The organism is Oscillibacter sp. KLE 1745, assembly GCF_000469445.2.
In the GTDB taxonomy this organism is placed as follows: Bacteria; Bacillota; Clostridia; order Oscillospirales; family Oscillospiraceae; genus Oscillibacter; species Oscillibacter welbionis.
The window spans coordinates 1-11,599 of the sequence record NZ_KI271776.1; the positions used below are offsets into that span (position 1 = coordinate 1).

Here is an 11,599-nt window from a genome sequence, read left to right on the forward strand (position 1 = left end):
CAGCGCTGCCTAGCAGCAGACCGGCTGTGGCGGGAACCCAGGGATTGCTGGCGGGCACACTGCGGCGGCCGGGGGGCGGCGTCTCCGGCTGGGCGGGAGAGACGGGCTTCTCCGGGCTGAACACCACCTTCAGATGGTGAATGCCTCTGGTCCGGAGTTCCTTGCGCATCACCCGGGCCAGGGGGCAGCCATAGGTCTTGGAGATGTCCGTTACCTGGAGGAGGGTGGGATCCAGCTTGTTGCCTGTGCCCAGGGCCGCGATCAGGGGGATGTTCAGCTTCAGGGCAGTCTCTGCCAGATCCAGCTTGCAGGACACCAGATCGATGGCGTCCACAATGTAATCGTACCGGCAACCCTCCGGGAAGAAGCGGTCCCGATGAGCGGCGTCATAGAGACCGTGGACAGGATGGAGCTCTGCATCCGGATTGATGTCCCGCAGACGGGCGGCCACCGCCTCCGCCTTGGGCTGACCCAGGGTGGAGTGGAGGGCCTCCAGCTGGCGGTTCAGGTTGGTGAGGGCAATGGTGTCGCTGTCCACCAGGGTCAGCTCGCCGACTCCGGACCGGGCCAAGCATTCGGCGGCGTAGCTGCCCACGCCGCCCAGCCCCAGCAGCAGCACGTGGGCCCGAGCAAGCCGGGCCTGGGCCTCCGGGCCCCACAGCATCTCGTTGCGGAGAAAGGGATGTTCCATAACGGACCTCCTTGTTGCAAACAGGTGGAAAACGTCCGGCTTTGAAATTTCAAAGCCGGACGTCTTGTGTTGTGAATGGGAATCAACCCACAAAGCTCATGCCGAAGGAGGACTGCTCCGCAGTATAGCCCTCGGTCTTCTCCTCGTAGAACGTATCCACGGCGTCATTGACCAGATCTGCGGACACCTGGATCTCCCAGTAGGGCTGGTCATAGCCCACGAAGTACATGACGTGGTAGCCGGTGCTCTCGTTGTGAATGATGCCGGTGTCGCCGGTCTGGCGGGCGGGATCGAAGCACCAGTCGTTGAACTCCGTCACCATCTGGCCCTGATAGACCTGCTCATACAGGTCGCCGGTGGTGTTGGACCCGGGATCCTGGGAGTACTCATTGGCCAGCGCGGCAAAGGAGTCCTCGGTGGCGTCGCCGGCCTTCCACTCGTCCAGGATGTCCTGGGCCTTCTGCGCGGCCTCGGCGTCCTTGGCGGCCACATCGTCCTCATAGCCCTCGTCATCCTCGGAGAGCTCGGAGGCCTCCGGCTGGATCAGGATGTGGCGCACGTTCACCGTGTTGTATTCGTTGCGGGAGCGGCCGTTAAAGACCACCACATAGTAGTTGCTGCTGTCGCTGTCCTCCAGCACGGCGGAGTCGCCGGCCTGCCGGGCATCGTCATACAGCCATTCACCCAGAACAGAGGAGCTGTACGAGAAGCTGTCAGAAGAGGCATAGGTGGCGGTGGACTCATACTCTGCGGCTGCATCCTCCAGAGAGGTGCCCGCCTTGTAGGCGGCGTAGATGGCATCTGCGGTGGTCTTGGCAGCGGCCATGGCCTCCGCCTTCATCTCGTCGGTGACCTCGATGGAGTTGCCCTCTTCATCTGTATCAGCTGCGGCGCCGTTGACGCGGACATACGCACAGTCCACCAGATCGTAGGCGGTCCGGTCCTCCTGATAGGCGGCCTCCAGCTCGTCGGTGGAGTAGGTCAGACTGTCCTGATAGGACTGGAGATAGGCGGTGGCCAGCAGGCTGCGCCGGGTCTGCTCCTCATAGATGCTGCGGGTCATGGTGCTGCCGTAGATGAGACCCAGATACTGCTTTTCCGTATAGCCGTACGTGCTGGCAGCGGAGGCAAGGGACTCCATGGTGTCGTCCAGGTCGGCCTGCATCTCGTCGTTCCAGGTGAAGCCCTCGGCCTCTGCAGCGGCATTCATGGCCTGGACGCCGGCCAACTGCTCCAGGGCCTTGTCCGCGAAGTAGTCGTACCAAGTCTCGCCCTCGGTGGCGTCGGTGACGAACATGACGGCGCTGGAGGAGATGGTCTGGTCCTTCAAGGACGTGCCGGTGTCCAGCCCGATCATGCTCAGAATGCTGTAATTGCCGTTGACAAAGTTCTGATAGTAGTTCTCAAAATAGAAGTTGACCTCAGCGGCGGTGTACTTCTCACCGTTGACGGTGGCCGCCGTGGCCGTCTTGGGAATGATGTTGGACTTCCAGATGACGGCGGCAATGGCGATTACCAGGAATACCACTCCGATGGTGCCATACAGAAGGTTGGTGCTGTGCTCCTTCTGGCGTTGCTTGGCCTCCCGGGCGGTCTTGGGATCGTTCCAGCCGGAGCCGGACAGGTCCTGGCGGGTCTTTTTTTCTCTTGATGCGCTCATGTGTGTTTCAGTCCTCTCAAGTATTCAGGTGCAAGGTTTGCAAGAAACCGGAAATTACGCACTTTGATATTATACTGGATATGGCCGGATTCTGCAAGAGAAATTTGCGGAATCCCCGCCGCGATCCGGCAGGATCGGCAAAAACAGGGGATTTTTTGGCTGATCCGCAAAAAAAAGCGGAGCGGCCAGACCGCCCCTTCAGAAAACGTGCCCCGCGAGAGCCGTGTAGGCCCGTTATAACCTGCACCTTCACGGCCAGGTGGGTTGCCTCCAACGCGCTTTACCACTTCCAACTTCCAGCCGCAGACAGCAGCCGGGAGGCCTGCGAACCACGCGCTGATCCGGCATCCCGTATAACGAAATGTGGGTTAAAAAAAGACCTATCACAAACCCCGCAGGGCACATATTCACCGTATCACATCCCGGCCCGGGATGCAAGAGGAAACCAGCGGACCCGGAGAGAAATTTTTGTATGGAGTGTCAGGACTCTCCGTCCTCGTCGAACAGGGACTCCATGAACAGGTCATAGACCGCGTCCAGTTCCTCGTCGGAATCCAGCGTGGACAGCAGATCCTCCCCGTCCTCGTGGAGGACCTTCAGGATCACCAGTCCATTGTCCGGATCCTCATCCTCTCCTTCTGTCTCCGCAGGGAAGAAAGCCTGGTACTGCTGGCCGTTGTATTCCAGCGCGTCCACAAACTCCAGCACGATCTCGCGGCCGTCCTCGTCTGTGACTGTGATGAAAGTGGGGCCGTACTCATCCGCCATGGGGCGTCCTCCTTCTGTCTGTATTCTAGGGGTATTGTAACTGACTTTCCAGAAGATTGCAAGGGGGTGAACTTTTGGAAATGTGGGAAACTGGGGCGCTGGGGATGGATTTATCCTGCCCAAAAGCAGAAAAACCATGCGGATAAGAAACTTTTTTTCGGTAAAATACGACATTTTCGATATTGACATGGGATGGTACAATAGAACATATTATGGAGGACTCTGAGCCTCTGCGGCCGCAGACAGGCGGCGCGGCAGACTGCTTTTGCAGAAAATTCAAATTCAAAAGAAGGAGGTGCTCTGCATTGGAACGCAGAAGACGGGAGGGATCCCATGAGATGATCCCCCGCCGGGAACCCAGACAGCAGAAAAGCACCAAACGAACGGGACACAAGGTCGTCTTCATCCTGGGGACGGTCCTGCTGGTGGGCATCTGCACAGTGGCGATGCTTGCCGGGCTTTTTATGATGTACGTCCGGACCACGCTGGCCCCTACGCTGGAGGTCAACGCCGACGACTACACCATGAATCTCAGCTCCATCATCTATTACCAGGACAGGGACACCGGAGATTGGGTGGAATACCAGACTGTCTACGGCACGGAAAACCGCATCTGGGTGGACTATGAACAGATCCCGGACGCGCTGTGGCAGGCGGCCGTAGCCATTGAGGACCACCGATTCTTTGAGCACAACGGCGTGGACTGGACCCGAACCGCCTCCGCCACGCTGAACTTCTTCACCGGTAGCCGGGCCACCTTCGGCGGCTCCACCCTGACGCAGCAGGTGCTGAAGAACATGACCGGCGACGACGGCAACACCATCAACCGCAAGGTGCGGGAGATTTTCCGGGCCCTGGAGTTCGAGAAGAACTACACCAAGCAGGAGATCCTGGAGATGTACCTGAACACCATCTATCTGGGACAGGGCTGCTACGGCGTCCAGACCGCGTCGGAGTTCTACTTCGGCAAGGATGTGTCGGAGCTGGATCCGGCGGAATGCGCCTGCCTCATCGCCATCACCAACAACCCCTCCCTGTATGGTCCCATGTCCACCATCACCATCACCCGGGAGGACGGCAGCACCGTCACGCCCCGGGAGCTGAACAAGGAGCGCCAGGAGATGATCCTGACCCGGATGGCCGGCGGCAATGACGATGTGGGCGTCACCGGGCTCACCTATCTGACAGAGGAGGAGGCCGAGGCCGCCAAGGCGGAGGAGCTGCATTTCACGGACGGCACCACTTCCGCTCAGGACATTGTCACGGAGGCTACCGGCGGCGCCAATGTCAACTCCTGGTTCGTGGACCAGGTGCTGCGGGATGTCTCCGCGGATCTGGCGGACCTGTACGGCATCACCGAAAAAGAGGCCCTGAACCGGATCTACAACAGCGGCTACAACATCTACACCACGCTGGACCCGAAGATTCAGGAGATTGCGGAGTCTGTCTACGAGGACCGGGGGAGTCTGAACAACCTCACCTCCGCCAGCGGACAGCTGATCCACTCCGGCATTACCATTATCGAGCCCTCCACCGGCAACATCGTGGCCATGGTGGGCGATATGGGACCCAAGTCCGGAAACCTGCTGTGGAACTATGCAACGGATATCCAGCAGCCGGGTTCCTCCATCAAGCCGCTGACGGCTTATGCCCCGGCGCTGGATGCGGGGGCAGTCTCCCCGGCAACCACCTTTGACAACTACCCGGTCCGCCTGCTGAATAGGAATCCATGGCCCAAGAACTCGCCCAACACCTACACGGGCTGGACATCCGTGCGCAACGGTGTCAAGGCATCCATCAACACCATCGCGGTGCAGACACTGGAAAAGGTTGGGGTCACGGCGGCCTACCAATTTGCCACCGAAAATCTGGGGCTGAGTCTGGCACCGGAGGATATGAACGTCAGCCCGCTGGGGCTGGGCGGCCTGACTTACGGCCTCAGCACGGTGGAGATGGCGGCGGCCTACGCTGCTTTCGCCAACAGCGGTGTGTACAATGAGCCCAAGACCTACGTAAAGGTTCTGGCCAACGACAACTCCACCGTGGTGCTGGAAAAGGAGACGGAGCAGCGGGTGGCCATGAAGGAGACCACCGCCTATCTGATGACGGACATGCTGCGCCGGGCGGTGAATGAGTCCGGCGGCACCGGCGGCGGCGCTCGATTCAGCGGGATGCACATTGCAGGAAAAACCGGCACCACCAACGACAACTATGACCGTTATTTCACAGGCTACACGCCGTATTACTGCGCGGCGGTCTGGGTGGGCTACAAGAACAACGAGCGGATCAGCTACTCCGTGAACCCGGCGGCCTCCCTGTGGCGGCAGGTGATGGAGAAGGTCCATGCGGATCTGCCGGACAAGTCCTTCAACCGTCCCAGCAGCGGCCTGACAACGGTCAGTGTCTGCGCGGACAGCGGTATGCTGGCGACGGATGCCTGCCGCGCCGATTCCAGAGGGGACCGGACGGTATCCTATGAGGTGGCTGTGGGCACGGAGCCCACGACGGAGTGCACGCTCCACAAGATGGTGGACATCTGCACCGAGGGTAACTGCTTGGCCGGTGAGTTCTGCCCGGCGGAGTCCATCGTGCAGAAGGGCTATCTGGACTATGTGCGGGAGGATTACGGCGAGAGCATCACTGCCTCCGACGACGCCTATCTCATCAGCACCCTGGAAAAGGCGGTGGCCCCCACGGAGACCAGCCCCGGCGGATGTCCCGTCCACACGTCGGCTGCAGTTACGGACCCCGATGACCCGAATGGGGGGCTGGATCCCAGCGATCCCAACTGGCAGCCGCCTGATCCCAACGACCCTGATGTGCCCATAGATCCGGATACGCCAGAGGACCCCTCCGGCGGCGATTCCGGCGGCGGAGACCAGCCTACGGAGCCGGATCCCAACGATCCCAGCGGCGGCTTTGGAGACGCCGGCGGCGATTGGTGGAGCGGTTTCTGGGGAGACAACACAGGAACATGAGAAAGCGGCCCGGCGATTGCCGGGCCGCTTCACTGTGTCCAGTGGGAAGTTACAGGTTCTTCTCGTAGGACTCGATCATCTTCTTGACCATCTGGCCGCCGACGGAGCCGGCCTCACGAGAGGACAGGTCGCCGTTGTAGCCTTCCTTCAGGTTGACGCCCACCTCGGCGGCAGCCTCCATCTTGAACTTATCCATAGCCGCACGGGCCTCGGGAACGTTGATCTTATTGCTATTCTTGCTAGACATAATTGAATCTCCTTTTCATCATACATTTGTTGCGTGTGGGTTACTGGGTATCGCGAGCATAGTTTGACTCCGGGACGGGAGAATATGCGGTTTTTCTGGCGGAAAAATTTGTTGGCAGGGACGTCTTGGAGAAAAATGTCATAGATTTGTTACCCATCGGAAGGGCGGATTATGATATAATCTCAAAAAAACAAAGGGAGGCACTGGCGATGGAGGGCATCTGCGGGCGAATGTGCGACGCATGTACCTGGAAAGAGCAGCTGGACTGTCCCGGCTGTCAGGATGGGCCGGGGCGCCGGTTTTCCGGCGGCTGTCCCATTGCGGACTGCTGCCGGGAGAAGGGGCATACGGCATGTGTGACCTGCACCTTTTCTACCGGCTGTGCCCTGCGGCGAAGAGATATGCCCCAGAACCGGCTGTGGGCCGTGGAGGCAGAGCGGGAGCGCCGGGCGCGGCTGGACCGGAATGCCCCTGTGCTGGCCAAGTGGCTGTGGCTGCTGTTCTGGTTGGTGATTCCCAGTGTTTTCAGCAACATTCTGACCATGGATACTGTGGCGGGAGCGTTTCCAACTGCCGGAGTCGTTGGAAATGTGCTGGCATTTCTGATTTCCCTGGCCTATGGTGTCCTTTTGTGGCAGCTGCGGGAGGCGGCAGGCCGGTACCGCACGGCGGCCCTGTGCTATTTGGCTGGCGGCATCATCAGCGGTGTGCTGCTGCTTCCGGCAATTCCGGAGGGGAACTGGCTGTGGTGGCTGCTCTCCCTGCCGGTCATGGTGCTGGAGCTCTGTGCCGCATATCAGGAGTTTTATGCCCATGCAGAGGTTTTGGAGGAGCTTGACCCGGAGCTGGCGGGGAAGTGGCGGCTGCTTTGGAAATGGTGGATCGGCCTGCTGCTGGGGTTGTTTGGATGTATCTTCCTGGCATTGATTTCGGCAATTCTGGGTCTTCTGGCGATGCTGGCGGACGCCATCGGCCTGTTGGTGGTGGGGATCGTGAAGCTGGTCTATCTCTACCGGACAGCAAAGCGGTTCCGGGAATATCAGCCGGCGGCACTGCAGAAGGAGGTTCTATGAGATTATTGTTCAGACAGCGGCTGTTCTCCTGGTTTGACAGCTATGACATCTACGACGAGGCGGGGAACACCGTCTACACTGTGGAGGGAAAGCTGGCCTGGGGACACTGCCTCCACATTTTGAATGCGGCGGGAGACCACATCGGCACTGTGCGGGAGCAGGTGCTGACCTTTCTGCCCAAATTTGAATTGTACGTCCAGGATCAGTATGTGGGCTGCATCCAAAAGGAATTCACATTTTTCACGCCGAAATTTGACATCGACTGCAACGGCTGGCGTGTGGAGGGCGACTTCCTGGAGTGGGATTACCGGGTGACGGAGGCCTGCGGGGCGCAGGTGGCGTCCATCCACAAGGAGCTGCTCCACTGGACGGACACTTACGTGATCGACGTGGCGGACCCGGGCAGCGCGCTGTGCGTACTGATGCTGGTGCTAGCCATCGACGCGGAGAAGTGCTCCCGGAACTGAGCGCCGCCCAAGAATGAATGTAAAGCACGCCGCCCGAAAGGGCGGCGTGCTTTACAGACTGCGGATTTGGTTTTGGATGAGGGATCCCACCGTGTCGGCGAACTGGTCCAGGGAACGGATGCGGGCGAAGTTCCGGCCATAGACGGTGTGGGCGGCGGGCAGGTCGTCGTCATTCCCGGTGAAAACGCACATGACGTTGATGCCCTTGTAGGTCAGGGACCGGATCTCCATGGCGGTGTTCTGGATGCCGTTGTCCGCGGCGTATTCCACAAAGCTTCCGCTGTGGTTCATCTGGATCACGTCGTTGGGTTTCACGTCGGAGAGGAGGATTACCAGCTTGTGTTCGCTGGGGGAGTCCTCCAGTCCCTTGGCCAAGGCCCGGATGGCCAGGCCGTCCCGGTTGCAGCCGGTGGTGAAGTAATTGAAGATGCGGTCGTTTTTGTCCGTCTCATAGTAGTCCCGATAGCGGGTCACCACGGTGTATCCGCTGAGGGAGCAGAAGGAGGATACTCGCACCGGAATGTGGCAGCGGGTAAGGCTTTCGGCAATCATATAGCCTTGGGCGGCCACCACCGCCTGCCGGTCGATCTGGGAGCTGGAGGCATCCAGAAGAATGTCCACCGACAGGTCGCCGGGATCCGACTGGAGAATACGGGTGAACACCTTGTTGTCGTCCAAGTACACGCCCCGCCAGATGCGGCCGGCATCCAGTGCGCCGGAGGCGGCACGGACAGGGGTGGGCTGGAGATAAGCCAGCATGGCGTTGCGGATGCGGGCGGTGAGGCGGCGGATGCTGGTGCGGTGGCGGGTGGCGTCGGCTTCGTAGGCGGCCCGGTTCAGCTCCATCTGTCGCAGGGCGTTGCGCCGCTGGGCGGCCACATAGCCCTTGAGCTTTTCATGAGTGTCGTCTCCGGTGGCGTAGTACAGGTGGCAGCCCTGGTGCTCGTCCACGCAGAGCTCCCGCTCCAGGCTCTCCAGCTGCGACTGGTCGTATAGGGGGGCGCCGAAGTAGCCCCGCATGTATTTTCGCAGGGCGGCCTCCGTCTGGGCCAGGTTGTAGTCCGTCAGGCGGCGCTGGACCGGCTCTGCGTTGGCTCCGCCGCCCTGGCCCTTCACCAGATGCTCCCCGAACCCGTGGCCAAAGGCCCGCACGGCGGGCAGCAGGTCCGCCTCGGACCGGCGGCGGAAGGCGAAGAGGGGGCGGCGCCGTTTCCGCTCCTCCGCCTCCTGAGCCTGGGTCTCGCCGGGGGTGAAATGGAAATAGGTGTGGAGGAATGCCAGGGCCCGCTCCGCAATGGCAGGGCCGTCCAGGTCTCCGGGGAACTCCAGGGCATCCAGCATTTCCCGGTCCCTGGGCAGCAGGGGCGGTTCGCTCTGCCCCAGGGCCCGGCAGAAGTGGGCGTTTTCCAGCGTGGCCAGCAGGTCGCCGGGATCTGCCCGCTGGTCCAGAGCCACGGCCCGGCGGGCATAGCTCCGCCGCAGGGAGGGCAGCGCCGGCCGGCGGGGAGCCTCCCGCTGGTAGACGGCGTTTTCCAGCCCCAGCCACAGCAGCTGCTCAAAGAGCTGTTCCTTGGAGCAGCCGTGGAGGGATTCAAACAGCCCTTCTATGGTCTCTGCTCCGTAATTCTTCCGCACGGCGCCGATGATGCTGTTCCAATACAGGTCTGCACGGCCATCCTCGTCGTATGCCTTGAAGTCTGGCTCAAAGGAGTAATCCGCAGCGGCGTTCCAGATCAGGTTCCGGGCCCGCCGCTTCTCACTGTCCAGGATCTCCATCAGTCAAACACATCCTCACGGCGGAGCGTCTCCGGCAGGCGGGTGCGGATCACGTCCCGCACCAGCTGCCGCTCAAAGTCATCAAAGGACTTGTTGACAAGGCCCAGATCCAGCGCCCGGTTGCCCTCCAGCCCGGTGCGCATCAGTCGCACGGCGGCCAGCAGGCCCCGCAGGTCCAGAGGTTTGGTAGAAAGCTCTCCGCCGTCGCATTTCTTCTGGATGTCCTGGAACAATCCGGCGAACTGCTCGGCATACACGCCTTTCAGAGAGGGGAACTCCCGCTTCAGGAGCTTGATGAGCCCCTCGGTGGTGATGGCGGGCATGTCGATCACCACGAACCGGGAGGCCAGAGCCTCATTCAGCTCCCGGGTGCCGGCGTAGCCGTAGTTCATGGTGGCGATGAAGCGGGTGGCGTCGTGAAGGGGAATGCGTTCATAGCCAGGCATGTCGATGGAGCGGCGGAAGTCCAGCGTGGCGTGGAGCACCGCCAGAGACTCGTTCTTGGCCATGTTGATCTCATCCAACACGCCGAAGCCGCCGGTCTCCGCACACTGGTAGATGGGGCCCTTCCGCAGCTGTACGGCGCCGTTTTCAAAGGTGTCCGTGCCCAGCAGGGTGGCGGCGTCTGTGTTGATGTAGAAGGACACGTTCCAGCTGGGGCGGCCGAACACGGTGGCCAGGTTTTCCGCCAGCACATTCTTGCCAGTGGCCTTGGGGCCTACCAGCAGCAGGTTCTCTCCGCAGAGGATGGCGGTGATGGCCTCCTCCCAGATGTCCTTTCCATAATAGAGATACCGGGGATCGGGGACCCGGCGCCGCAGGGTCTCGTCCTCCTCCGGATAGGCGTCCCGAAATTTTTCGATCTCCGCAGTGATGTCGGCGCTGACGCCTTCATCCCGCAGAAATTCCAGCATATCCAACATAGTGTGAACCTCCCGTGTTTTCTGACTCTATCATAGCATGATTCCTGAAAATGGCAAGAGAAAAAGGCGCGCCCGACATTCACCGGGCGCGCTGAAAGGATCAATCTGTATTCTCCAGGGGAAAAGTCACTTGCCAGAGGCCCTCTGTCAGGGTGGCGGCGGTATAGAAGTTGCCGTGGAGGGTGCATCCTGCCAGCTCCTCCGGCGGGACGGCAAAGAGAAAGTCCATATAATCCGTCCGGCCGCCAGCCGTCTCACCTGTAAAATAAGAGATACCGGTACAATGGAATTCCCTGCCGTCGGCATCTTCCATCCACAAAAACGCGTGGTTGTCCGTCCTGGAGGCGTCTCCCCGGCACAGCTGGATGTGGAAGAGGCCATCTGCGTAACCGGCGGCTGTGATGGGCAGGCCCTCCGCGGGCTCCGCCAGGACTTCACCGGGTTGCAGCATTACGGAAGCCAGATCGCCGCTTCCACCGGTGGCAGAGTAATAGGTCACCTCCGGCTCCCTCACCCCTGCGGCAGGGAGATCAGCCCCCCAGGTGAGGGCGGTCTCCGCCTCTTGGGCATAGTTCGTCAGCTTCAGGTCCACCGTCACGCCCTCCATCGCCTTCTTGCCTGTCAGCAGCTGCCGGACGGAGAAGGTCATCTTGCCGCCGGTGGGAATGGGGGAGCCGTCCATGGTTTTCACAGTGCAGAGAAAAGTGACTGTCCCGGTGGCCTCGTCCCAGGCCACCCGCTCGCAGCGGCCGGTCTGGTCAAAGGGCAGGTGGAAGGACCAACTGTCAAACAGGTCTGTGGTGGCGTCCACAGGACCGCCGGAGAGGACGATGTACGCCTGGGCAGTGTCTCCCTCCACCCGGACGGCCGCTACCTCCATGGTGATGCCGCTGTCCGTGCAGGCTTCCTGCACCGGCTGGAAGAACTGGGCTACGGCGGGGGCAATCCGGTATAAAACCGCATATCCCGTCTCCGACCGGACCGCCAGGGCCGGGGTGGCCAGCAGCACCGCCGCC

10 protein-coding genes and 1 other RNA gene are annotated in these 11,599 nt (G+C 61.0%); 3 read left to right on the forward strand and 8 right to left on the reverse strand.

What is annotated here, in order from left to right; all coding sequences use genetic code 11:
• From HMPREF1546_RS16625 to HMPREF1546_RS16635, 4 genes are all read right to left on the reverse strand, one after another.
• The coding region (locus tag HMPREF1546_RS16625) for a ThiF family adenylyltransferase (RefSeq protein ID WP_021752166.1) at positions 1-691 on the reverse strand (691 nt) is incomplete at its 3' end.
• Positions 692-773: 82 nt separating this feature from the next.
• Positions 774-2,351, reverse strand: coding sequence for a peptidylprolyl isomerase (locus HMPREF1546_RS16630; protein ID WP_021747829.1), 1,578 nt, complete (start codon positions 2,349-2,351; stop codon positions 774-776).
• 205 nt (positions 2,352-2,556) lie between these two features.
• A non-coding RNA gene (gene ssrS, locus HMPREF1546_RS18560) (6S RNA) lies at positions 2,557-2,755 on the reverse strand.
• A gap of 76 nt (positions 2,756-2,831) precedes the next feature.
• On the reverse strand, positions 2,832-3,119 hold the full coding sequence (locus HMPREF1546_RS16635; RefSeq protein WP_025544603.1) for a DUF1292 domain-containing protein: 288 nt from the start codon (positions 3,117-3,119) through the stop codon (positions 2,832-2,834).
• A 305-nt stretch (positions 3,120-3,424) separates the two neighbouring features.
• On the opposite strand from HMPREF1546_RS16635, the gene HMPREF1546_RS16640 reads away from it, so the two are divergent.
• On the forward strand, positions 3,425-6,097 hold the full coding sequence (locus tag HMPREF1546_RS16640; RefSeq protein ID WP_198016048.1) for a transglycosylase domain-containing protein: 2,673 nt from the start codon (positions 3,425-3,427) through the stop codon (positions 6,095-6,097).
• A 49-nt stretch (positions 6,098-6,146) separates the two neighbouring features.
• Here the strand turns inward: HMPREF1546_RS16640 and HMPREF1546_RS16645 are convergent, their stop codons facing one another.
• The gene (locus tag HMPREF1546_RS16645) at positions 6,147-6,344 is read right to left on the reverse strand and encodes an alpha/beta-type small acid-soluble spore protein (RefSeq protein ID WP_021747825.1); all 198 of its coding nucleotides are present in this window, start codon (positions 6,342-6,344) and stop codon (positions 6,147-6,149) included.
• A 209-nt stretch (positions 6,345-6,553) separates the two neighbouring features.
• Between HMPREF1546_RS16645 and HMPREF1546_RS16650 the strand changes: the two genes are divergently transcribed.
• Together HMPREF1546_RS16650 and HMPREF1546_RS16655 are read left to right on the forward strand one after the other, a co-directional pair.
• The gene (locus tag HMPREF1546_RS16650; RefSeq protein ID WP_025544600.1) at positions 6,554-7,417 is read left to right on the forward strand and encodes a DUF3795 domain-containing protein; all 864 of its coding nucleotides are present in this window, start codon (positions 6,554-6,556) and stop codon (positions 7,415-7,417) included.
• On the forward strand, positions 7,414-7,884 hold the full coding sequence (locus HMPREF1546_RS16655) for an LURP-one-related/scramblase family protein (protein WP_021747823.1): 471 nt from the start codon (positions 7,414-7,416) through the stop codon (positions 7,882-7,884). Before HMPREF1546_RS16650 ends, HMPREF1546_RS16655 begins: the two co-directional genes overlap by 4 nt.
• Positions 7,885-7,935: 51 nt before the next feature.
• Here HMPREF1546_RS16655 and HMPREF1546_RS16660 read toward each other — a convergent pair whose 3' ends face one another.
• The 3 genes from HMPREF1546_RS16660 to HMPREF1546_RS19360 all read right to left on the reverse strand — a co-directional run.
• Positions 7,936-9,660 carry a hypothetical protein gene (locus HMPREF1546_RS16660; protein WP_021747822.1) on the reverse strand — a complete coding sequence of 575 codons (1,725 nt, stop codon included), beginning with the start codon at positions 9,658-9,660 and terminating at the stop codon, positions 7,936-7,938.
• Positions 9,660-10,583, reverse strand: coding sequence for an AAA family ATPase (locus HMPREF1546_RS16665; RefSeq protein ID WP_021747821.1), 924 nt, complete (start codon positions 10,581-10,583; stop codon positions 9,660-9,662). Before HMPREF1546_RS16665 ends, HMPREF1546_RS16660 begins: the two co-directional genes overlap by 1 nt.
• A gap of 100 nt (positions 10,584-10,683) precedes the next feature.
• Positions 10,684-11,599 (reverse strand): hypothetical protein (locus HMPREF1546_RS19360; protein WP_021752169.1); only part of this gene is annotated, 916 nt, incomplete at its 5' end.